Origin of the sequence: Streptomyces sp. NPDC050548 (genome assembly GCF_044457385.1) — a bacterium.
Lineage (GTDB): Bacteria > Actinomycetota > Actinomycetes > Streptomycetales > Streptomycetaceae > Streptomyces.
Genome location: NZ_JBITGV010000006.1, coordinates 77,522 through 98,266 on the forward strand (window position 1 = coordinate 77,522; position 20,745 = coordinate 98,266).

Below are 20,745 nucleotides of genomic sequence, written 5' to 3' on the forward strand. Positions count from 1 at the left end.
ACGAACACGGCCCCGGGCGGCCGTCACGGAGGCATGCCCAAAGCCGCCCGCGGCTCCCGGCGCCGCCGCCTGTCCATGCGGTTCCTGCTGCCGATGCTGCTTCTCGTCGCGATGCTGGCGATGCTGATGCTGCGCGGCTATGTGCACAGCGAGATCCTCGCCGACCACCGCATCCGCCCCGAGGCGGCGACGAACAAGGTGCCGGAGAAGATCCTCGACGGCGGCCCGGTCATCGACACCCGCAGCGGCCGTACGACGAGTCTGGACGTGCCGGACCGCGACATCGTCCTGACCTTCGACGACGGCCCCGACCCGACCTGGACCCCCAAGGTCCTGGACGTGCTGAAGAAGCATCACGCGCACGGCGTCTTCTTCGTCACCGGCACCATGACCTCGCGCTACCCGGACCTGGTCAAACGCATCGTGGACGAGGGCAACGAGGTCGGCGTGCACACCTTCAGCCACCCCGACCTTTCCTTCCAGTCCAAGAAGCGCATCGACTGGGAGCTGTCGCAGACCCAGCTCGCGATCACCGGCGCGGCCGGCATCCGGACGTCGCTGTTCCGGCCGCCGTACTCGTCCTCCGCCGACGCGATGGACAACCTGTCCTGGCCGGTGACCGAGTACATCGGCACCCGCGGCTATATCACCGCCGTCAACAACACGGACAGCGAGGACTGGCAGAAGCCCGGCGTCGCGAAGATCATCAGCAACGCCACCCCGCGCGCCGGCAAGGGCGCGATCGTCCTCATGCACGACTCGGGCGGCGATCGCCACCAGACCGTGCAGGCGCTCGACAAGTTCCTGCCGGAGATGCAGGCCAAGGGCTACAAGTTCGACAACCTCACCGAGGCGCTCGGAGCGCCCAGCGCGCTCACCCCGGTGACCGGCCTGAACCTGTGGAAGGGCAAGGCGTGGATCTTCCTGGTCCAGGCCTCGGACAGCATCACCGACATCCTGGTGGTCGGCCTGGCGATCACCGGGTCCCTGGTCATCGCCCGCTTCGCGCTGATGCTCCTGCTCTCCGTGCTCCACGCCCGCCGGGTGCGCCGTAAGAACTTCGCCTGGGGCCCGCAGGTCACCGAACCGGTCACGGTCCTCGTGCCGGCGTACAACGAGGCCAAGTGCATTGAGAACACGGTCCGTTCACTGATGGCGAGCGAGCATCCCGTCGAGGTGATCGTCGTCGACGACGGCTCGGCGGACGGCACGGCGAGAATCGTCGAGGCGATGGACATCCCGAACGTCCGGGTCGTACGCCAGGTCAACGCGGGCAAACCAGCCGCCCTCAACCGCGGCCTGGCGAACGCCAGTCACGACCTCATCGTCATGATGGACGGCGACACGGTCTTCGAACCGGCCACCGTACGGGAGTTGGTGCAGCCCTTCGGCGACCCGCGCGTCGGCGCGGTGGCGGGCAACGCCAAGGTCGGCAACCGGGACTCCCTCATCGGCGCCTGGCAGCACATCGAGTACGTGATGGGCTTCAACCTCGACCGCCGGATGTACGACGTCCTGCGCTGCATGCCGACGATCCCGGGCGCCGTGGGGGCCTTCAGGAGAAGCGCGCTGGAGCGGGTCGGCGGCATGAGCGACGACACGCTCGCCGAGGACACCGACATCACGATGGCGATGCACAGGGACGGTTGGCGGGTGGTGTACGCAGAGAAGGCCCGCGCCTGGACCGAGGCACCCGAGACGGTCCAACAGCTCTGGTCCCAGCGCTACCGGTGGTCGTACGGCACGATGCAGGCGATCTGGAAGCACAGGCGCGCCGTCCTGGACCGCGGCCCGTCCGGCCGCTTCGGCAGGGTCGGCCTGCCCCTGGTCGCCCTCTTCATGGTCGTCGCCCCCATCCTGGCCCCGCTGATCGACGTGTTCCTGCTCTACGGCCTGGTGTTCGGCCCGACGGAGAAGACGTTCCTGGCCTGGCTCGGCGTCCTCGCCATCCAGGCGGTCTGCGCGGCGTACGCCTTCCGCCTGGACCGCGAACGCATGACCCACCTGGTCTCGCTGCCCCTGCAACAGATCCTCTACCGCCAACTCATGTACGTCGTACTGCTCCAGTCCTGGATCACCGCACTCACCGGAGGCCGCCTGCGCTGGCAGAAGCTGCGGCGCACGGGGGTCGTGGAGGCGCCCGGCGGTCCGGTACCGACCCAGCGCAGCGGCGGCCGCAGTGGCAGTGACGATCGGAGGACTGTGGCATGACGCACGGATACACGACGGGGACGGGCACGACCCCGGACCCCGAGTCGACACCGGCTTACGGGATTCCCCAACAGCGGCAGCAGGAACGGGAGTTGGCGCCGGGGTCGGCGAAGACCGCCAAGCCGGGCGGCGGCGGCCGGGACCGCTACCTCGACCTCCTCCGCTCGATCGCGCTGGTCCGGGTCGTCGTCTACCACCTCTTCGGCTGGGCCTGGCTGTCGGTCCTGTTCCCTTCCATGGGCGTGATGTTCGCGCTGGCGGGTTCCCTGATGGCCCGCTCGCTGAACCGCCCCGCGCTGGGCGTGATCAAGGGCCGGCTACGACGACTGCTGCCCCCGCTCTGGGCGTTCAGCGCGGTGGTGCTGGTGCTGATGTTCGCGATGGGCTGGAATCCGCTCAAGGACCCTGATCTGGGCGGCACTTGGTGGGGTGCGGCGAAGGTGTTCGACTACCTCGTGCCGTTCGGCGCACCGCCGTACCCCGAGCATCTGGGCTCCGAATCGGGCCTGTTGGAGAGCACGTGGGCGGACCAGGCGGCGGGCCCGCTCTGGTATCTGCGGGCGTATCTGTGGTTCGTGATCGCGTCACCGCTGCTGCTGTGGGCGTTCCGCAGGGTCCCGTGGGCCACGCTGCTGGCGCCCTTGCTGCTGACGGCGGTCGTAGGCACAGGCCTTGTGACGATCCCGGGTGAGACGGGCAACGCGGTCTCCGACTTCGCGGTGTACGGCGGCTGTTGGGTCCTGGGCTTCGCGCACCACGAGGGGAAGCTGAAGGAGGTTCCCCGCTATCTCGCGGTGTCGGCCGCGACCGTCATCATGGGCTTCGGCCTGTGGTGGGCGTCAGGTCATCTGGGCCCGGACGGCTGGGACTTGAACGACATCCCGCTGGCGCAGGCGACCTGGTCCTTCGGGATCGTGGTGATCCTGCTCCAATACGCCCCGTCCTGGCAGGAGTTGCCGGGCCGCCTGGCCCGCTTCGACAAGCTCGTGACCCTCTCCAACAACCGCGCGGTCACGATCTACCTGTGGCACAACCTCCTCATCATGGCCACGGTCCCGATCATCGACCAGCTGTACAACCTGCCGTTCATGGAGAGCGACGCGGCGACTTCGTTGCTCGACAGGGCGGACACGTTCCTGATGTTCGTGCTGATCTGGCCGCTCATCGCGGTGGCGATCCTGGCGTTCGGGTGGATCGAGGACATTGCCGCGAAGCGGGGGCCGAGGTTGTGGCCCAACGGGGTCAGTGGTGGGAAGAAGAATCGGCGGCGGGGGGCTTGAGGGCGTCGATCAGGTGTCGTAGGCCGGTGGGTGTGGTGGTGAGGATGGTGTGGGGGGTGTCGCTTTCGCGGAGGCGGACGGTGCCTGTGGGGTCGGCGGACACGTAGACGCGGTTGGAGGCGTCCGGGCTGTAAGTGGACTTCTGCCAGGGGTGGTTGGGCACGGGCGAGCTCCTCATTGGGGAGACTTGAGGGTGCGGATGAGGTGCCGTAGGCGTTCAGCTGTAGTGGTCAGGATGACGTCGGGGGCATCGCTTTCGCGGAGGTGGATCGTGTCGGGGGTCGTGGCGGCGATGTTGACGCAGTTGGACGCGTCGCCGCTGTAAGTGGACTTCTGCCATTGGTGCGTGGTCATACCGTGTGCCCCTCAAAGTTCGTGCGTGATGCGGTGGATCAGGTCGCGGGACGCCTCAGGAGCGAGGGCGTTCGCCCCCATGTGATCCACGACCGACCGGTACTTGTTCAACTGGGCCTCGCCGTCCAGGAATTGGCAGCCGTGGTGAGTGTCCAACTGCACGGTGTCGAGTTGAGGTACTGCTCCCGCCACGTAATCGATGCCCTGGCCGGTGCCGTGGAAGCTCTCCGTGTCGAAGGGGACGACCCGGACAGTGACATGAGCCAGTTCGCTCATGCCGATGAGGTGCTTGAGTTGCGCGGCGGCGACGGCCCGGCCGCCGTACCCCATTCTGAGCGCTGCCTCGTGAATGGTCGCCGTGTAGGGCGTCGGATCGTCCCGATGGAGGATGCCCTGCCGCTTGATGCGATGGGTGAGGCGGTGCTCGATCTCGTACTGCTGCAGCGGCGGGAAAACGCCGCGGAAGAGCGCGCGGGCGTGGTCGGTGGTCTGGAGCAGAGCCGGGATGTGGATCACCAAGGCCACGCGCAACTCAGCCGCGTAGTGCTCCAGTTCAGCCAGGTCGATCAAGCTGGCGGGTAGGTGTTCCCGGTACTCGTCCCACCACCCGCGCATGCGCCCGCCGGTCATCTCTGCCAGCGCCTCGACCAACGCAGGATCCGCGCAGCTGTAGGCACGGGCGAACGTGCGCACCCGGTCGGCACTGACGGCGTACCGGCCCGCCTCGATGCTGCTGATCTGTGCCTGCTTGACGCCGAGTTGCCCCGCGGCCGCGCTGGACGTCAGTCCCGCGTGCTCCCGCAGTTTGCGCAGCTCTGTACCCAGGCGCTGCTGGCGCAAGGTCGGGATGGTGCTCGGCGGCACGAGATCCTCTCTCGTTTTGGCGTCCCGTGGGTCACCCACAGGAGGGAATTGTGAACTCTATTGGCCAACTGATGTTAAATCTTACATCGACGCCGCTATGGTGATTCCCGTACCGCCCAACTGCCCCCGCCCATAAGCCGGAAGCGCACCGCACCCACGGCACTGCCACCGCCCGGCGCGGCCGTTGAGCGAATCCGAGTCCATCACCCCCTCCCGGAGTCAGCCATGGTCACCGTATCCCCGCCCGCCACCTGGGTGTACGCCCTTCGACTACCGCACGACCCCCGAGCCGCACGCGTCGCACGTATGACCGTACGGGCCGCCCTCGACGGGCACGGGATGTCCGAAGTCCTGGACGTGGTCGAGCTGTTGACGTCCGAACTCGTCACCAATGCCTACCGGCACACGCACGGCCCCGCCTCGCTCCGTCTCACCGCCCTCGGAGGCGGGCGGCTACGGGTCGGTGTTTGGGACTCGAACCCCCACATCCCCGCCCCCTTCGACATGCGGGCCGGCGAACAACTCCCGCCCGCCGCAACCGATGCCGACAGCGGACGCGGTCTTCACCTCATCCAGGCGTACGCCACTTCCTGGGGCGGCTGGCCGATCGGTGACGGCGGGCTGTTGGACCGTGGAGCCGGAAAGCTGCTGTGGTTCGAGATCGGTGGGGCACGCTCCGGGTGAGCCACTGTCACAGGCATCCGTCATGCTCTGCGTATGGATGAGAACGGCTTCTGGCAGCTCATCGGCGACTGCACCCCGTCCGGCCCCGACCCCGATGCCGAACAGCTGGCCACCGCGTTGACGGACTGTCTGGCCGCAGGGCCGGCGGCGACGGTCATCGGGTTTGCCGAACAGCTTTCGTGGGTGCTGTACCGGCTGGATCGCAAGGAGTACGGGCACGGGCTGTCGGGCGACAGCTTCCTCTACACCCGCGCCGCCGTCGTGGCCGTCGGCCGTGAAGCCTACGAAGCCACACTTCGCGATCCCCGCCTTTTCGCTCCGTATGTCGAAGACCTCGTCTGGGCGGAGAGCCTGCTCTACGTGCCGGACAAGGCGTACGGCCGTATCACGGGCGAGGAGTGGGATCGCTGCACCCGCTACTCCTACGAGTCCTACTCGAACACCGAGGGATGGGCCGCCGCCTAGCGTTCCCACCTCACCGCGCCCACCTCCCGCTCGTGAGAGCAACGTTCCCTTCCGGTCACTCACAGCCACAGCGTGGAAATCCGCCGTCCCTACCTTCGGGATGCAGCCCTTGGAAGACAAACCGCTCGTTACCCCGTAGTGGACCGTGGAGGCGTCATGACAGCCACTGGCAAGTGGATCGAGCACTGGGATCCGGAGGACGAGACCTTCTGGCGGGAGACCGGAGAGAAGGTCGCCCGTCGCAATCTCCTGTTCTCCGTGCTCTCCGAGCACATCGGCTTCTCGATCTGGACCCTGTGGTCCGTGCTGGTGCTCTTCATGGGCCCGGAGTACGGGCTGACCCCGGCCGACAAGTTCCTGCTGACCTCGATGGTCACGCTCGTCGGCGCGGTCGTCCGGGTGCCGTACACCTTCGCGGTCGCCATATTCGGCGGGCGGAACTGGACGATCGTCTCCGCGAGCCTCCTCCTCATCCCCACCATCGCCGCGTTCGTGGTGATGAAGCCGGGGACCTCCTTCGACACCTTCCTCTGGATCGGCCTGCTGGCCGGCATCGGCGGCGGCAACTTCGCCTCCTCCATGACCAACATCAACGCCTTCTTCCCGTTGAAGAAGAAGGGGTGGGCTCTCGGGCTCAACGCCGGGGGCGGCAACATCGGCGTCCCGGTCATCCAGCTCATCGCCCTCGCGATCATCGGGGCCAGTGGCGGGCCGCGCGTGCTGCTCGGGATCTACATCCCGCTGATCCTGATCGCCGCCGCCCTCGCCGCCCTCTTCATGGACAACCTCACCTCCGTGAAGAACGACACCGGCGCCGCCAAGGAAGCCGCGCGGGACTGGCACACCTGGATCATGGCGTTCCTGTACATCGGCACGTTCGGGTCGTTCATCGGATACGCCTTCGCCTTCGGGCAGGTCCTTCAGGTCCAGTTCGGCCGTACGCCGCTGCAGGCCGCGTACCTCACCTTCATCGGTCCGCTGCTCGGCTCGCTGATCCGCCCCGTCGGCGGCTGGCTCGCCGACCGTTACGGCGGCGCGAAGATCACCCTGTGGAACTTCGTCGCCATGGCCGCCGCCACCGCGATCCTGGTCGTCGCCAGCATGCAGAAGTCGCTGCCGCTGTTCGTCACCGTCTTCATCGTCCTGTTCGTGCTCAGCGGGCTCGGCAACGGGTCGACGTACAAGATGATCCCCGGCATCTTCCAGACCAAGGCCCTCGCGAAGGGGCTGGAGGGGGAGGAGGCGGCCGCCTACGGGCGTCGGCTCTCCGGCGCCTCCATGGGGCTCATCGGGGCCGTCGGCGCACTCGGCGGCGTCGGCATCAACCTCGCCTTCCGGCAGTCCTTCCTCTCCTACGGCTCCGGCACCGGCGCGTTCGTCGCCTTCCTCGCCTTCTACGGCCTCTGCTTCGCGGTCACCTGGGCCGTATACCTTCGCCGCCCGACCGCACAGGCGCAGGCCAAAGCTTCCGCATCGGAGGCGAAGCCGCAGCTCAGCTATGCCGAGGTGTGACGTAACACCGCTGACATGAAGTCGAACCGAGCCTGTCACGCACCGTTGACAGGCTCGTTCGGCATGTAGGCACCGCAGCGCCATCCCCTGCACGACCGCAGGTACGACTACATGCACGACTACGTTCGGGACGAGAGCCATGTACGAACCACCGCAGCGACCGGAGAGCGCGCCCCACGGCCCCCTCTCCGGGTTCACCGTGGGCGTCACCGCCGCACGCCGCGCCGACGAGCTGGGGGTTCTGCTCCAGCGGCGCGGCGCGGTGGTCGTGCACGCGCCCGCGCTGCGCATCGTGCCCCTCGCCGACGACAGTGAACTGCTCGCCGCCACCAAGGAGTTGATCGACCAGGCGCCCGATGTCGTGGTGGCCACCACCGCGATCGGATTCCGGGGGTGGGTCGAGGCCGCCGACGGGTGGGGGCTCGGCGAGGCCCTCCTCGACCGGCTGCGCGGGGTGGAACTGCTCGCCCGTGGACCCAAGGTCAAAGGGGCGGTACGGGCCGCCGGTCTCACCGAGGAGTGGTCACCGTCCTCCGAGTCCATGGCCGAGGTGCTCGACCGGCTCCTGGAGGAAGGCGTCGACGGCCGCCGGGTCGCCGTACAGCTGCACGGTGAGCCGCTGCCCGGGTTCGTGGAGTCGTTGCGGGCCGGGGGAGCGGACGTCGTGCTGGTTCCCGTGTACCGGTGGATGCCGCCCGAGGACATCGCCCCGGTGGACCGGCTGCTGGACGCGGCGGTCTCGCGCGGCCTGGACGCGCTGACCTTCACCAGCGCGCCGGCCGCCGCGTCGCTCCTCTCCCGCGCCGAGACCCGCGGCCTGCTGCCCGAACTCCTCGCCGCCCTGCACCACGACGTCCTCCCGGCCTGCGTCGGCCCCGTCACCGCGCTCCCGCTCCAGAACCACGGCATCACCACGGTCCAGCCCGAACGCTTCCGCCTCGGCCCGCTCGTCCAGCTCCTCTGCCAGGAACTCCCGGCCCGCGCCCGCACCCTGCCCGTCGCGGGCCACCGGGTGGAGATCCGCGGCCACGCGGTCCTGGTCGACGGCGAGCTACGGCCGGTTCCGCCGGCCGGTATGTCCCTCCTCCGTGCCCTGTCCCGCCGACCCGGCTGGGTCGTCGCCCGCGCGGAACTCCTCCGGGCCCTCCCCGGCGCCGGGCGCGACGAGCACGCCGTGGAAACGGCGATGGCCCGTCTCCGTACGGCACTCGGCGCACCGAAGCTGATCCAGACGGTGGTGAAACGGGGGTACCGGCTGGCGCTGGATCCGGCGGCGGATGCGAAGTACTCCGACGGTTGAGCGGGTGTTGGTGCGGGGTGTTTCTGCGGGCGTCCCTGGGGGCTCCGCCCCCAGACCCCCATCGGCCCTGAAGGGGCCTCGTCCTCAAACGCCGGACGGGCTGGATTTTGCCGGCCCGCGCTGGTAGCCCCCGTACAACACCAACCCCCGCCCCAAACACCCCACCGCCACCGTCGACAGCACCGCCCGCACCACGTTCCACCCCACCCACGCGTCCTCGAACCGCTCCCGCGCCACCCCCACATCCGCCGTACGCGCGAGGTCGTCGTTCAGCGGGATGTTGAAGGCGACCGTGACGAGGAAAGCAAGCGCGTACGCCGCCAGGCCCGCCCACACCCACCCCCGGTACGGCCGCCCGCGTGCCTGCCACGCCGACACCGCGGACAGCACCACTGCGCCCAGGAAACTCAGGAAGAACACCGGGTTCTGGATCACGTCGTTGATGTTCCGCATCACCTCGACGAACACCCGGTCGTCGCTGCGTGCCAGCCCTGGCATCACCGCGCAGGCGAAGACGTAGAAGGCCCCGGCGATCAGCCCCGTCGCGACCGTGGCCGCACCCAGTACCCAACCCGTCGCAGTCCCGGCATTCCTGGAAGTCCTGTTCTCTGTCATGCCTCCAGTCAACGGACCCGCCCCCGCCCCCGACATCGCCGAGACGCGCACGCGCATACGCGGTCGTCCACGCGCGCTCCCCATGCGCGCTCGGTACGAGGGGTTCCGGCCGCGCGGGCGGGCAGGCACTGTAGAGGCAACGGTTTCCCGACCGGGGTAATCCCTAGGCGGTGACAGGCACATGGCACTGGGTACGACCATGGCCCCGTACGAGCTGCGCTTCGACGCCGGGCGGATCTGCCTGGATCTGCTCGCGACCACGCATCCCGAGGAACGGCTCGACGCGCCGGAGCAGTTGCGCGCGTGGATCGTCCGTTCCGGGCTCGTGCCGGCGGCCACCGAGCTGGCGCACGTCGACGCGGCCTGGCTCGTCGGCTTCCGTGAACTGCGGGGACGGATCGGACAGTTGGTGCGCAGCAGGCCGTCGGCGGAGGGCGGGTCCTACGACCTCGCGCTCGCCCACCTCAACGACCGCGCCCGCGCCGCGCCCCCGGCACCCCGTGCCGTACAGGCCGAAGACGGGGTGCTGGTGCGGGAGTTGGCCGGTCCGCCGGGGTGTGAGGCGTTGCTCGCGGTGATCGCCAGGGATGCTGTCGAGCTGCTCACCGATCCGGTCGCGCGGGCCTCGTTGCGGGAGTGCGAAGGGGACAACTGCCCCATCGTGTACCTGGACACGTCACGGGGGCGCAGGAGGCGCTGGTGCTCCAGTGAGGTCTGCGGGAATCGGGAAAGAGTGGCCCGGCATCGTCGGCGCGCGGCACTCGCCCGCGCCTGAGAATCCCATATGCGGCTTCTGTGAGGTGACGCACCGTCAATTGGCGAAGTGACTTTGACAACAGTGCGTTTCACTCAGCCGCCGCACGGGCAGCCCGCGTGATCTTGCTGATGTGGTGGAAATGTAAAGATCGTACGGCTGGAATGTGCACTCATGTCCCGGTCGTCACGTCACTTCGAAGAAAACTGTCGCCTCACGTTGAACACCCGCCCGCCCTCTCGCGTACCTCTCCATGAGCGACCGACCGGGGCAACCCCCGGACACCGGAGGTGGGCGTGCGCAAGGATTCCGTCGTGGCCAATGAACAAGCGCCGAGGGCCCGACATCGCATGTCCCAGTCCTCGGAACCTGATGAGGAGCTGATGCGTGCCCTGTACCGAGAGCACGCCGGACCCTTGCTCGCCTATGTGCTGCGGCTCGTCGCCGGTGACCGGCAACGTGCCGAGGACGTGGTGCAGGAGACGCTCATCCGGGCCTGGAAGAACGCCGGCCAGCTCAACCGGGCGACCGGATCGGTACGACCCTGGCTGGTGACGGTCGCACGGCGCATCGTCATCGACGGTCACCGCAGCCGGCAGGCCCGGCCGCAGGAGGTGGACCCGTCGCCGCTGGAGGTCATCCCCGCGGAGGACGAGATCGACAAGGCGTTGTGGCTGATGACACTGTCGGACGCGCTGGACGACCTGACCCCGGCCCACCGGGAGGTGCTCGTCGAGACGTACTTCAAGGGGCGTACCGTCAATGAGGCGGCCGAGACGCTTGGCATCCCCAGTGGCACGGTGCGCTCAAGGGTGTTCTACGCCCTTCGATCGATGAAGCTTGCTCTGGAGGAGCGGGGGGTGACGGCATGAGCATTTACGGGGGATACGGAACGGGTAGTCCTGGTTCCATGCAGGGATCTCAGGGCTCGAACGAACACGAGACCGTCGGCGCCTACGCCCTCGGGATTCTCGACGACGCCGAAGCAACCGCTTTCGAGGCACACCTCGCCACGTGCGAGTGGTGCGCCCAGCAGCTCGACGAGCTGGCCGGGATGGAACCGATGCTCGCGGCGCTCGCGGACCTGCCGGGCTCCGGCACCCCCGCGATCGGCGAGTCCCTGTCGGCCAAGCCGAGCCCGCGGCTGGTGGAGCGGCTGGTCGACGACGTAGGTGAACGCCGGGCCATGAAGCGCCGGCGCAGCTTCTACATGATCGCCGCGGCGGCCGCCCTGATCATCGCGGGACCGCTGGCCGTCATCGCGGCCAACGGCGGCGACAGCTCCGGTCAGAAGGGCACCGTGGCCGCGGCGACCGCCAAGGACACCTTCGAAACTCTGTCCGACAAGGTCTCCGCCACGGACAAGACCACCAAGGTCTCCGCGACCGTGGCGATGACCAAGAAGGACTGGGGCACCCTCGGGGTCGTCGAGCTGAGCAACGTCAAGGGCCCGCTGAAGTGCTCCCTGATCGCGGTCGGCAAGAACGGCGAACGCGAGACCATGAGCTCCTGGTCGGTCCCGGCCTGGGGTTACGGCATCGCGAACGCCACGAAGGCCGAGGCCAAGGCGCCGCTCTACGCCCAGGGCGGAGCGGCCCTCACGCCGAACGAGATCGACCACTTCGAGGTCATGACCTTCGACGGCAAGAAGCTCGTGGAAGTGGACGCCTAGCAGCTGGTCCACTGTGTTCGACGGGGTCCGGAACGCGCCTGGCGCGCACCGGGCCCCGCGTCTTTGTCAGGTTCCGCCGGGCGGGCCCCTCGCCTCGGCGGCCTCCCTTCGCGTACGGTTGACGGCTGCCCAGCACGTCAGAAGGGGGCCCGGTGGCCGCACAGGCTCAACAGGAGACCGCGCTCGATGCGGTGTCCGACAAATCCGCCCAGGATTCGCTACGGGACCGGGAGATCAGCGGCGAACAGGCACACCTGGACCGGGTGTACCGGCGCCTTGAGGAGAAGATCCGCGAGGCCGAGTTCCTCATGAACGACGCCGCCAAACGCGGCCAGGTCGGCACACCCGGCGCGCTCGCCGAACGCGACGCGCAGGTGTTCCGCGCCGGTATCCACCTCAACCGGCTCAACAACGAGTTCGAGGACTTCCTCTTCGGCAGGATCGACCTGCTGCTCGGCAAGGACGGCCAGAAGGGGCCCGACGGCGCCTACACCGCCGTCGAACCCGCCGACGGCTCCGTGCGCGACGACAACACGGCCGACATCGCCGAGACCCTGCACATCGGCCGCATCGGAGTCCTCGACACCGAGTACGCCCCCCTGGTCATCGACTGGCGGGCGCCCGCCGCCGCCCCGTTCTACCGCTCGACCCCGGTCGAGCCCGGACGGGTCGTACGGCGCCGCGTAATCCGCTCCAAGGGCCGCCGGGTCCTCGGTGTCGAGGACGACCTGATGCGCCCCGAGCTGACCGCCTTCCTCGACGGCGACAAGCTGGCCGTCATCGGCGACGGCGCCCTGATGGCCGCGCTCGGCCAGGCCCGCAGCCACACCATGCGCGACATCGTGGCGTCCATCCAGGCCGAACAGGACCTGGTGATCCGCGCCCCCGCCGCCTCGGTGACCTACGTCGAGGGCGGCCCGGGGACGGGAAAGACGGCCGTCGCCCTGCACCGCGCCGCCTACCTCCTCTACCAGGACCGGCGCCGCTACGCGGGCGGCATCCTCATCGTCTCGCCCACCCCGCTGCTGGTCGCGTACACCGAGGGCGTCCTGCCGTCCCTCGGCGAGGAGGGCCAGGTCGCCATCCGGGCCATCGGCTCCCTCGTCGACGGCGCCGAGGCCACCCTGTACGACTCCCCGGCCGTGGCCCGCACCAAGGGCTCGTACCGCATGCTCCGCGTCCTGCGGAAGGCCGCGCGCGGCGCCCTCGAAGCGAACGAGTCACCGGCCCGCCTGCGGGTCGTCGCCTTCGGCCGACGGCTCGAACTGGAGGCCGCCGACCTGGAGCGCGTCCGGCAGAACGCCCTCAGCGGTACGGCCCCGGTCAACATGCTGCGCCCGCGCGCCCGCAAGCTCCTCCTGGACGCCCTGTGGGAGCGCTCCGGCTCCGCGAGCCGGCACACCGACCCCGAACTCGCCGCCGAACTGCGCTCGTCCTTCGACGAGGACGTCGCGAGCGAGGACGAGTTCATCGCGTTCCTCGACGCCTGGTGGCCCGAACTCACCCCGCGCGCCGTCCTGGAGGCCATGTCCGACGAGCGCAAGCTCGGCCGCTGGGCCCGCCGCATCCTCAACCCCGGCGAGGTCCGCAGAACCGCCCGCGCCCTGAAGCGGGACGGACTCTCCGTCCACGACGTGGCGATCCTCGACGAACTCCAGGCGATCCTCGGCACCCCGGCCCGCCCCCGCAAGCGGCGCGACCTGGACCCGCTGGACCAGCTCACCGGCCTCGAAGAGCTGATGCCCGTACGCGAGGAGACACAGCGCGAACGGGCCGAACGGCTCGCCCAGGAGCGCGTCGAGTACGCGCACGTCATCGTGGACGAGGCCCAGGACCTCACCCCGATGCAGTGGCGCATGGTCGGCCGCCGCGGCAGGCACGCCACCTGGACGGTCGTCGGCGACCCGGCCCAGTCCTCCTGGTCCGACCCCGACGAGGCCGCCGAGGCCCGCGACGAGGCCCTCGGCTCCCGCCCCCGCCGCCGCTTCACCCTCACCGTCAACTACCGCAACCCGGCCGAGATCGCCGAACTGGCGGCCAAGGTCCTGGCCCTCGCGATGCCCGGCTCCGAGTCCCCGTCCGCGGTCCGCTCGACCGGAGTGAAGCCCCGCTTCGCCGTCGTACGGAATTCACTGGCCGAGTCCGTCCGCGCGGAGGCCGCCCGGCTGCTCGACCAGGTCGACGGCACGGTCGGCGTGGTCGTCGCCATGAACCGCCGTGAGGAGGCCCGCCGTTGGCTCGCCGGCCTCGGCGACCGGGTCGTCGCCCTCGGCAGCCTGGAGGCCAAGGGGTTGGAGTACGACGCGACGGTCGTCGTATCGCCGGCGGAGATCGCCGACGAGTCGCCCGCCGGCCTCCGCGTCCTCTACGTCGCCCTCACCCGCGCGACCCAGCAGCTCACGGTCGTCTCCGCCGAACGGGACGAGCCCGACGCGAACGGGGTGCCGGATCTCCTGCGGGACTGATTCTGTGAACCTGCGGGATGGGAATGGCCTTACGGGATCCGTTTGTTAGCCTGGGTGTGACACCGGCCCGATCCAAGCCCCCGGGCCCAACCTTCGTCGCTCAGAGCGACCACTTGCCGCGAGGCGAGCATGGCGGGTCGGTGTCATTGCTTGTCAGAGAGGCCTCCGTCACGGAAAAGGTGACGGGGGCCTCTTTTTCTCGCGAACAAAACGTTCGCAATCAGGGGCGGCTAACGCCTACCAGGCAGTAGGTGCGACCATCGGAGCGCGTACTCAGCTCAACGGTGAAAGCAGAGGAAGTCGGCCATGGCTACGGCGCCCAGCGTCTCCTACTCGATCACGGTCCGTCTGGAGGTGCCCGCCAGCGGAACGGCGGTCTCCCAGATCACCACGGCCGTGGAGTCCCACGGAGGCTCGGTGACCGGCCTCGACGTGACCGCCTCCGGCCACGAGAAGCTCCGCATCGACGTCACCATCGCGGCGTCCTCCACCGCCCACGCCGACGAGATCGTCCAGCAGCTGCGCGGCATCGAGGGCGTCACCCTCGGCAAGGTCTCCGACCGTACGTTCCTCATGCACCTCGGCGGCAAGATCGAGATGCAGTCCAAGCACCCGATCCGCAACCGCGACGACCTCTCCATGATCTACACCCCGGGCGTCGCCCGCGTGTGCATGGCGATCGCGGAGAACCCCGAGGACGCGCGCCGCCTCACCATCAAGCGCAACTCCGTCGCGGTCGTCACCGACGGCTCGGCCGTCCTCGGCCTCGGCAACATCGGCCCCAAGGCCGCGCTGCCCGTCATGGAGGGCAAGGCCGCCCTGTTCAAGCGGTTCGCCGGCATCGACGCGTGGCCGCTGTGCCTCGACACCCAGGACACCGACGAGATCGTCGCGATCGTCAAGGCCATCGCCCCGGGCTTCGCCGGCATCAACCTGGAGGACATCTCCGCGCCGCGCTGCTTCGAGATCGAGGCCCGGCTGCGCGAAGCCCTCGACATCCCCGTCTTCCACGACGACCAGCACGGCACCGCGATCGTCGTCCTCGCCGCGCTGACCAACGCCCTGCGGGTGGCCGGCAAGGGCATCGGTGACATCCGGGTCGTCATGTCCGGCGCGGGCGCGGCCGGTACGGCCATCCTCAAGCTGCTGCTCGCCGCCGGCGTCAAGAACGCGGTCGTCGCCGACATCCACGGTGTCGTGCACGCCGACCGCGAGGACCTGGTCGACGCCAAGCCCGACTCGCCGCTGCGCTGGATCGCCGACAACACCAACCCCGAAGGCCTCACCGGCACCCTGAAGGAGGCCGTGCGCGGCGCCGACGTCTTCGTGGGCGTCTCCGCCCCGAACGTCCTCGACGGCGACGACGTGGCCGCGATGGCCGACGGCGCCATCGTGTTCGCGCTCGCGAACCCGGACCCCGAGGTCGACCCGACGATCGCCCGTCAGACGGCGGCCGTTGTGGCCACGGGCCGCTCGGACTTCCCGAACCAGATCAACAACGTGCTGGTCTTCCCGGGTGTCTTCCGCGGTCTGCTGGACGCGCAGTCCCGCACCGTCAACACGGAGATGATGCTCGCCGCCGCGACCGCACTCGCGAACGTCGTGTCCGAGGACGAGCTGAACGCGAACTACATCATCCCCAGCGTCTTCAACGACAAGGTCGCCGGAGCGGTGGCCGGCGCGGTGCGCGAGGCCGCGAAGGCGGCGGGAGCGACGGCACCCTCCGCGTCGTAGGACAGCGACCGGCGCGTGTGTGCGGGGGCTGTGAGGATCGCCACGGCCGCCCGTACATCGGCGCGTCGCGGAACCCGGGGCCTTCGGCGGCCGTTTATCGTGGCGGCCAGGCTTCGGGCCCCTCCAGGCCCGGCCCTCGCTGCCGGGAGCCGACGGAGCGTCACCACACTGATGCAGTGGCGCTCTTCGTGTGACTCCCACGGGTGTTCTCGCGACTCCTACGGGTGCCGGATTGGCTTTCCCGCCGCAGGTAGGGGCAGGATGCGTCTTCGGGCGCGAGGGTCTGGACGACGGACCCGGGTCCGGGGACTCACCGGGGTCCCTGGCAGCATCGGCTTCACCGTGCCCGATATGCGGCTCCGCCGCGTGGCACGCCTCAAACGGCAAGAAGAACACGGGAGTAACAACATGAACCGCAGTGAGCTGGTGGCCGCGCTGGCCGACCGTGCCGAGGTGACCCGCAAGGACGCCGACGCCGTTCTGGCCGCGTTCGCCGAGACCGTCGGCGAGATCGTCTCCAAGGGCGACGAGAAGGTCACCATCCCCGGCTTCCTGACCTTCGAGCGCACCCACCGTGCCGCTCGCACCGCGCGCAACCCGCAGACCGGCGACCCCATCAACATCCCCGCCGGTTACAGCGTCAAGGTGTCCGCGGGCTCGAAGCTCAAGGAAGCCGCCAAGGGCAAGTAGGCCTTCGCGTACGCGACGGGATTGCGTACGAGGCTCAAGTAACGCGAATGGGGCGGCCACCCGGTCAGGGTGGCCGCCCCATCGTCGTACGTACGACCGCTGTTATCCGAGCGCCTTGCCCGGCAGTTCCACCTTCGCGCCCAGCTCGACCAACTTCTCCATGAAGTTCTCGTAGCCGCGGTTGATGAGGTCGATGCCGTGGACGCGGGACGTGCCCTGGGCCGCCAGGGCCGCGATGAGGTACGAGAAGCCGCCGCGGAGGTCGGGGATGACCAGGTCGGCGCCCTGGAGGCGGGTCGGGCCCGAGACGACCGCCGAGTGGAGGAAGTTGCGCTGGCCGAAGCGGCAGTGCGAACCGCCGAGGCACTCACGGTAGAGCTGGATGTGCGCGCCCATCTGGTTGAGCGCGGAGGTGAAGCCGAGGCGGGACTCGTAGACCGTCTCGTGGACGATGGAGAGGCCGGTCGCCTGCGTCAGCGCGACGACCAGCGGCTGCTGCCAGTCCGTCTGGAAGCCCGGGTGCACGTCCGTTTCGAGCGCGATGGACTTCAACTGCCCGCCGGGGTGCCAGAAGCGGATGCCCTCGTCGTCGATCGCGAAGGCACCGCCCACCTTCCGGTAGGTGTTGAGGAACGTCATCATCGAGCGCTGCTGCGCGCCCCGGACGTAGATGTTGCCTTCGGTCGCCAGCGCCGCGGACGCCCAGGAGGCGGCCTCCAGGCGGTCCGGGAGGGCCGCGTGGGTGTAGCCGCCGAGCGAGTCCACACCGGTGATGCGGATCGTGCGGTCGGTGTCCATGGCGATGATCGCGCCCATCTTCTGCAGTACGCAGATGAGGTCCTCGATCTCCGGTTCCACGGCCGCGTTGGCGAGTTCGGTGACGCCCTCCGCCAGCACCGCGGTCAGCAGCACCTGCTCGGTGGCGCCCACGGACGGGTACGGCAGCTGGATCTTCGTGCCGCGCAGCCGCTGCGGGGCCTCCAGGTACTGGCCGTCCGCCCGCTTCTCGATCTTCGCGCCGAACTGCCGCAGCACCTCGAAGTGGAAGTCGATCGGCCGGCCGCCGATGTCACAGCCGCCGAGCCCCGGGATGAACGCGTGCCCGAGCCGGTGCAGCAGCGGACCGCAGAACAGGATCGGGATGCGCGAAGAGCCCGCGTGGGCATCGATGTCGGCGACGTTGGCGCTCTCGACGTGCGACGGATCGAGCACCAGCTCGCCCGGCTCCTCACCCGGACGGACCGTCACCCCGTGCAGTTGCAGCAGTCCGCGTACGACCCGAACGTCTCGGATGTCCGGTACGTTGCGCAGTCGACTTGGCTCACTGCCCAGCAGGGCGGCGACCATGGCCTTGGGTACGAGGTTCTTCGCACCGCGGACACGGATCTCGCCCTCCAGCGGGGTTCCGCCGTGGACAAGCAGTACGTCGTCTGAGCCGTTGACGGTCATGAATCTCGCGTTCCGTGGAGTTGGGCAGGGGCCGAAGACGTAAGCGTAGTGGCCGCCCACCCCCCTTCAGAAAGCCCAAGGACCACCCAGCTACGTCATAGCTGTGTCACAACACGAACCGCTCTCAATCGGGCACATGGGGTCACCGGGCAGGGGTGTGCGCGGAGGACGCTTCGGTGCGCCCTGAGCTGCATTCACTCAGGTACCCGCATTGCCTCCCCCATCACGGGGAAGATGCGGGATCATGTCTGGCATGACCGAGGTGTCCTCGCTCACAGGGCGGTTGCTCGTGGCAACACCCGCCCTGGCGGACCCGAACTTCGACCGCGCGGTGGTGCTCCTTCTCGACCACGACGAGGAGGGCTCCCTCGGTGTCGTCCTCAACCGGCCGACTCCTGTGGACGTCGGCGACATCCTGGAGGGCTGGGCGGATCTCGCCGGCGAACCGGGAGTCGTCTTCCAGGGCGGCCCGGTCCAGCTGGACTCGGCCCTGGGCGTCGCCGTCATCCCGGGTGGCGCGTCGTCCGCCGAGCGCGCCCCGCTCGGCTGGCGGCGGGTGCACGGCGCGATCGGCCTCGTCGACCTGGAGGCCCCGCCGGAACTGCTCGCCTCGGCGCTCGGCTCACTGAGAATCTTCGCCGGGTACGCCGGCTGGGGTCCCGGTCAGCTGGAGGACGAACTCGTGGACGGCGCCTGGTACGTCGTCGAGTCGGAGCCCGGTGACGTCTCCTCGCCGTCCCCGGAGCGGCTCTGGCGCGAGGTGCTGCGCCGCCAGCGCAGCGAGCTGGCGATGGTGGCGACGTATCCGGACGACCCTTCCCTGAACTGATCGACCCTTGGCGGAACTGATGCCCGAGAGCTTCAGTACCCTTGGCACTATGAGCACTCTTGAGCCCGAGCGCGGGACTGGTACGGGGACCCTCGTAGAGCCGACGCCCCAGGTGTCGCACGGCGACGGGGACCATGAGCGCTTCGCCCATTACGTCCAGAAGGACAAGATCATGGCGAGCGCCCTGGACGGCACTCCTGTGGTGGCGTTGTGCGGGAAGGTCTGGGTGCCGGGCCGCGACCCGAAGAAGTACCCGGTGTGTCCCATGTGCAAGGAGATCTACGAGTCCATGGGCTCGGGCGGGGACGGCGACAAGGGCAAGGGCGGCGACAAGTAGCCGTTCGGCCGGTCTGACTTTCTGAGGCCCCCAGGGCACGCTTCGGCGTGCTCTGGGGGCCTTTCGCGTGTCACGAAGTGGTTGAGACCTCTTGTGGCTTCGTTCATCTACTCCTTAATCTCCGTGGTGTTGTGCAGAGCGAAACGCCCATTGCATATGTTGCAACGCACGCCCGGATTCCCGGAGGAACGCTCCATGAAGCTCGCCCCCAGATTCGCCGTACTCCTGGCCGCCGCCGTCGTGGCCGGCTGCGCGCCCCAGACCTCCGACAACTCGTCCTCGGAAAAGGACGATCAGAGCGGCACCCTGCGGGTGTGGCTCTTCCAGGAGGTCGGCAACGACCCGAAGGCGAAGGTCGTCGACTCCGTGGTCACCGCCTTCGAGAAGGCCCACAAGGGCACCAAGGTCGACGTCGAGTACATCCCGATCGACACCCGCGCCCAGCGCGTCAAGGCCGCCTTCAACGACCCGAAGTCCGCGCCCGACGTCATGGAGTACGGCAACACCGACACGGCCGGTTACGTCCACGACGGCGGACTCCTCGACGTCACCAAGGAGTTCGGCGCCTGGAGCGAGGCCAAGGACACCGACCCCACCGCGAAGCAGTCCGTCACGGTCGACGGCAAGCAGTACGGCTCCCCGTTCTACGTCGGCGTCCGCGCCCTCTACTACCGCACCGACGTCTTCAAGGACCTCGGCCTCCAACCCCCCAAGACCATGGCCGAGTTGGCCTCCACCGCCCGGAAGATCCACAAGGCGAAGTCCGACCTCTACGGCCTGGTCGTCGGCGGCGCCTACACCTACGGTGCGATGCCCTTCGTGTGGGCCAACGGCGGCGAACTCGCCACGGCCGAGGGCGGTTCGTACACCTCCGGGATCGACAGCGCCGCCGCCCAGAAGGGCATCAAGGCCTACACCTCGCTCTTCACCAGCGACAACTGTCCCGCCGCCAAGTGCGCGGTCATGGGCGGCAACGACACGATCACCGCGTTCGCGGCCGGCAAGGCGGGCATGGCGATCGGCGGCGACTTCAGCCACAGCGCGGTCGAGGCGGGCAAGGTGAAGGGCAAGTACGCGGTCGTCCCGCTGCCGGGTGTCGCGTCCGGCTCGGTCGCCCCCGCGTTCGCCGGCGGCAACAACGTCGGTGTCCTGAAGAGCACTTCGCACCGCACGCTCGCGGTGGACCTCATGGAACAGCTCACCTCGAAGGCGACGCAGGCCTCGATGTTCGACGCGATGGGCTTCCTGCCGACGTTCACGGACGTCCGCGACGCCGCTGCCGCGAAGGTGCCGTTCGAGAAGCCCTTCGTGCAGACCCTGGCCGCCGGCACCAAGTTCGTTCCCGCGTCGCCGGGTTGGTCCGAGATCGACTCCTCGCTGGTGCTGCCGACGATGCTCCAGGAGGTCATCAGCGGCAAGAAGAGCGTGGCGGCGGCTTCGAAGGACGCGGCGAAGAAGATGAACTCCGCGTTTCGCTCTGCGGGTTGAGCCGTGGCGCCTAATAGCTCGTTGACTGCGGATCGTTCGCGG

The 20,745-nt window shown here is 68.9% G+C and carries 20 protein-coding genes; 15 read left to right on the plus strand and 5 right to left on the minus strand.

Annotated elements, in window-relative coordinates:
• Positions 1-33: 33 nt before the first annotated feature.
• Both ACIBJH_RS18280 and ACIBJH_RS18285 read left to right on the plus strand, forming a co-directional pair.
• Entirely contained in the window at positions 34-2,211 is a 2,178-nt protein-coding gene (locus tag ACIBJH_RS18280) for a bifunctional polysaccharide deacetylase/glycosyltransferase family 2 protein (RefSeq protein ID WP_399117866.1), read from the plus strand.
• Positions 2,208-3,491 carry an acyltransferase gene (locus ACIBJH_RS18285; protein WP_399117867.1) on the plus strand — a complete coding sequence of 428 codons (1,284 nt, stop codon included), beginning with the start codon at positions 2,208-2,210 and terminating at the stop codon, positions 3,489-3,491. Before ACIBJH_RS18280 ends, ACIBJH_RS18285 begins: the two co-directional genes overlap by 4 nt.
• Here ACIBJH_RS18285 and ACIBJH_RS18290 read toward each other — a convergent pair.
• The 3 genes from ACIBJH_RS18290 to ACIBJH_RS18300 are packed head-to-tail and all read right to left on the minus strand — an operon-like array spanning position 3,454 to position 4,709.
• Positions 3,454-3,654 carry a DUF397 domain-containing protein gene (locus tag ACIBJH_RS18290; protein WP_399117868.1) on the minus strand — a complete coding sequence of 67 codons (201 nt, stop codon included), beginning with the start codon at positions 3,652-3,654 and terminating at the stop codon, positions 3,454-3,456. The genes ACIBJH_RS18285 and ACIBJH_RS18290 overlap by 38 nt on opposite strands.
• 11 nt (positions 3,655-3,665) lie before the next feature.
• Positions 3,666-3,845: a DUF397 domain-containing protein gene (locus ACIBJH_RS18295; RefSeq protein ID WP_399117869.1), complete on the minus strand. Its 180-nt coding sequence runs from the start codon at positions 3,843-3,845 to the stop codon at positions 3,666-3,668.
• A gap of 12 nt (positions 3,846-3,857) precedes the next feature.
• Entirely contained in the window at positions 3,858-4,709 is an 852-nt protein-coding gene (locus ACIBJH_RS18300; RefSeq protein ID WP_399117870.1) for a helix-turn-helix domain-containing protein, read from the minus strand.
• A gap of 225 nt (positions 4,710-4,934) precedes the next feature.
• On the opposite strand from ACIBJH_RS18300, the gene ACIBJH_RS18305 reads away from it, so the two are divergent.
• The 4 genes from ACIBJH_RS18305 to ACIBJH_RS18320 all read left to right on the plus strand — a co-directional run bounded on the left by ACIBJH_RS18305 (position 4,935) and on the right by ACIBJH_RS18320 (position 8,670).
• The gene (locus ACIBJH_RS18305; protein ID WP_399117871.1) at positions 4,935-5,393 is read left to right on the plus strand and encodes an ATP-binding protein; all 459 of its coding nucleotides are present in this window, start codon (positions 4,935-4,937) and stop codon (positions 5,391-5,393) included.
• A gap of 33 nt (positions 5,394-5,426) precedes the next feature.
• Complete coding sequence (locus tag ACIBJH_RS18310) at positions 5,427-5,858, plus strand: DUF4240 domain-containing protein (protein ID WP_399117872.1); 432 nt, start codon at positions 5,427-5,429, stop codon at positions 5,856-5,858.
• A 156-nt stretch (positions 5,859-6,014) separates the two neighbouring features.
• Positions 6,015-7,370, plus strand: coding sequence for a nitrate/nitrite transporter (locus ACIBJH_RS18315; protein WP_399117873.1), 1,356 nt, complete (start codon positions 6,015-6,017; stop codon positions 7,368-7,370).
• A 139-nt stretch (positions 7,371-7,509) separates the two neighbouring features.
• On the plus strand, positions 7,510-8,670 hold the full coding sequence (locus ACIBJH_RS18320; protein ID WP_399117874.1) for a uroporphyrinogen-III synthase: 1,161 nt from the start codon (positions 7,510-7,512) through the stop codon (positions 8,668-8,670).
• 84 nt (positions 8,671-8,754) lie between these two features.
• On the opposite strand, the gene ACIBJH_RS18325 is transcribed toward ACIBJH_RS18320, so the two are convergent.
• Positions 8,755-9,285, minus strand: coding sequence for a DUF1772 domain-containing protein (locus ACIBJH_RS18325; protein WP_399117875.1), 531 nt, complete (start codon positions 9,283-9,285; stop codon positions 8,755-8,757).
• Between the two features lie 181 nt (positions 9,286-9,466).
• On the opposite strand from ACIBJH_RS18325, the gene ACIBJH_RS18330 reads away from it, so the two are divergent.
• The 6 genes from ACIBJH_RS18330 to ACIBJH_RS18355 all read left to right on the plus strand — a co-directional run bounded on the left by ACIBJH_RS18330 (position 9,467) and on the right by ACIBJH_RS18355 (position 16,600).
• Positions 9,467-10,060, plus strand: a complete 594-nt coding sequence (locus tag ACIBJH_RS18330; protein WP_399117876.1) for a CGNR zinc finger domain-containing protein — start codon at positions 9,467-9,469, stop codon at positions 10,058-10,060.
• Between the two features lie 329 nt (positions 10,061-10,389).
• Positions 10,390-10,911: a sigma-70 family RNA polymerase sigma factor gene (locus tag ACIBJH_RS18335; RefSeq protein WP_019056398.1), complete on the plus strand. Its 522-nt coding sequence runs from the start codon at positions 10,390-10,392 to the stop codon at positions 10,909-10,911.
• A 38-nt stretch (positions 10,912-10,949) separates the two neighbouring features.
• Positions 10,950-11,711, plus strand: coding sequence for an anti-sigma factor (locus ACIBJH_RS18340; protein WP_093627213.1), 762 nt, complete (start codon positions 10,950-10,952; stop codon positions 11,709-11,711).
• A 152-nt stretch (positions 11,712-11,863) separates the two neighbouring features.
• The gene (locus ACIBJH_RS18345; RefSeq protein WP_399117877.1) at positions 11,864-14,176 is read left to right on the plus strand and encodes a HelD family protein; all 2,313 of its coding nucleotides are present in this window, start codon (positions 11,864-11,866) and stop codon (positions 14,174-14,176) included.
• A 306-nt stretch (positions 14,177-14,482) separates the two neighbouring features.
• Positions 14,483-15,910, plus strand: coding sequence for an NAD-dependent malic enzyme (locus tag ACIBJH_RS18350; protein ID WP_399117878.1), 1,428 nt, complete (start codon positions 14,483-14,485; stop codon positions 15,908-15,910).
• 408 nt (positions 15,911-16,318) lie between these two features.
• Positions 16,319-16,600 (plus strand): HU family DNA-binding protein, encoded by a 282-nt coding sequence (locus tag ACIBJH_RS18355; protein ID WP_019056394.1) that lies wholly within the window; start codon positions 16,319-16,321, stop codon positions 16,598-16,600.
• Between the two features lie 102 nt (positions 16,601-16,702).
• On the opposite strand, the gene murA is transcribed toward ACIBJH_RS18355, so the two are convergent.
• Positions 16,703-18,049, minus strand: coding sequence for a UDP-N-acetylglucosamine 1-carboxyvinyltransferase (murA, locus tag ACIBJH_RS18360; protein ID WP_043679363.1), 1,347 nt, complete (start codon positions 18,047-18,049; stop codon positions 16,703-16,705).
• 253 nt (positions 18,050-18,302) lie between these two features.
• Between murA and ACIBJH_RS18365 the strand changes: the two genes are divergently transcribed.
• The 3 genes from ACIBJH_RS18365 (at position 18,303) to ACIBJH_RS18375 (ending at position 20,703) form a co-directional block, all read left to right on the plus strand.
• Positions 18,303-18,878, plus strand: a complete 576-nt coding sequence (locus ACIBJH_RS18365; protein WP_399117879.1) for a YqgE/AlgH family protein — start codon at positions 18,303-18,305, stop codon at positions 18,876-18,878.
• Between the two features lie 49 nt (positions 18,879-18,927).
• Positions 18,928-19,215 carry a DUF3039 domain-containing protein gene (locus tag ACIBJH_RS18370; protein ID WP_026178118.1) on the plus strand — a complete coding sequence of 96 codons (288 nt, stop codon included), beginning with the start codon at positions 18,928-18,930 and terminating at the stop codon, positions 19,213-19,215.
• A gap of 195 nt (positions 19,216-19,410) precedes the next feature.
• Positions 19,411-20,703 (plus strand): extracellular solute-binding protein, encoded by a 1,293-nt coding sequence (locus ACIBJH_RS18375; protein ID WP_399117880.1) that lies wholly within the window; start codon positions 19,411-19,413, stop codon positions 20,701-20,703.
• The last annotated feature ends 42 nt before the right edge of the window (positions 20,704-20,745 follow it).

What these genes read in the sequence shown, in the direction of transcription:
- ACIBJH_RS18280 (WP_399117866.1), top strand. Translation starts at nt 34, where the DNA reads ATGCCCAAAGCCGCCCGCGGCTCCCGGCGCCGCCGCCTGTCCATGCGG.
- ACIBJH_RS18285 (WP_399117867.1), top strand. Translation starts at nt 2,208, where the DNA reads ATGACGCACGGATACACGACGGGGACGGGCACGACCCCGGACCCCGAG.
- ACIBJH_RS18295 (WP_399117869.1), bottom strand. Translation starts at nt 3,845, where the DNA reads ATGACCACGCACCAATGGCAGAAGTCCACTTACAGCGGCGACGCGTCC.
- ACIBJH_RS18305 (WP_399117871.1), top strand. Translation starts at nt 4,935, where the DNA reads ATGGTCACCGTATCCCCGCCCGCCACCTGGGTGTACGCCCTTCGACTA.
- ACIBJH_RS18310 (WP_399117872.1), top strand. Translation starts at nt 5,427, where the DNA reads ATGGATGAGAACGGCTTCTGGCAGCTCATCGGCGACTGCACCCCGTCC.
- ACIBJH_RS18315 (WP_399117873.1), top strand. Translation starts at nt 6,015, where the DNA reads ATGACAGCCACTGGCAAGTGGATCGAGCACTGGGATCCGGAGGACGAG.
- ACIBJH_RS18320 (WP_399117874.1), top strand. Translation starts at nt 7,510, where the DNA reads ATGTACGAACCACCGCAGCGACCGGAGAGCGCGCCCCACGGCCCCCTC.
- ACIBJH_RS18325 (WP_399117875.1), bottom strand. Translation starts at nt 9,285, where the DNA reads ATGACAGAGAACAGGACTTCCAGGAATGCCGGGACTGCGACGGGTTGG.
- ACIBJH_RS18330 (WP_399117876.1), top strand. Translation starts at nt 9,467, where the DNA reads ATGGCACTGGGTACGACCATGGCCCCGTACGAGCTGCGCTTCGACGCC.
- ACIBJH_RS18335 (WP_019056398.1), top strand. Translation starts at nt 10,390, where the DNA reads ATGTCCCAGTCCTCGGAACCTGATGAGGAGCTGATGCGTGCCCTGTAC.
- ACIBJH_RS18340 (WP_093627213.1), top strand. Translation starts at nt 10,950, where the DNA reads ATGCAGGGATCTCAGGGCTCGAACGAACACGAGACCGTCGGCGCCTAC.
- ACIBJH_RS18350 (WP_399117878.1), top strand. Translation starts at nt 14,483, where the DNA reads ATGGCTACGGCGCCCAGCGTCTCCTACTCGATCACGGTCCGTCTGGAG.
- ACIBJH_RS18355 (WP_019056394.1), top strand. Translation starts at nt 16,319, where the DNA reads ATGAACCGCAGTGAGCTGGTGGCCGCGCTGGCCGACCGTGCCGAGGTG.
- murA (WP_043679363.1), bottom strand. Translation starts at nt 18,049, where the DNA reads ATGACCGTCAACGGCTCAGACGACGTACTGCTTGTCCACGGCGGAACC.
- ACIBJH_RS18365 (WP_399117879.1), top strand. Translation starts at nt 18,303, where the DNA reads ATGACCGAGGTGTCCTCGCTCACAGGGCGGTTGCTCGTGGCAACACCC.
- ACIBJH_RS18370 (WP_026178118.1), top strand. Translation starts at nt 18,928, where the DNA reads ATGAGCACTCTTGAGCCCGAGCGCGGGACTGGTACGGGGACCCTCGTA.
- ACIBJH_RS18375 (WP_399117880.1), top strand. Translation starts at nt 19,411, where the DNA reads ATGAAGCTCGCCCCCAGATTCGCCGTACTCCTGGCCGCCGCCGTCGTG.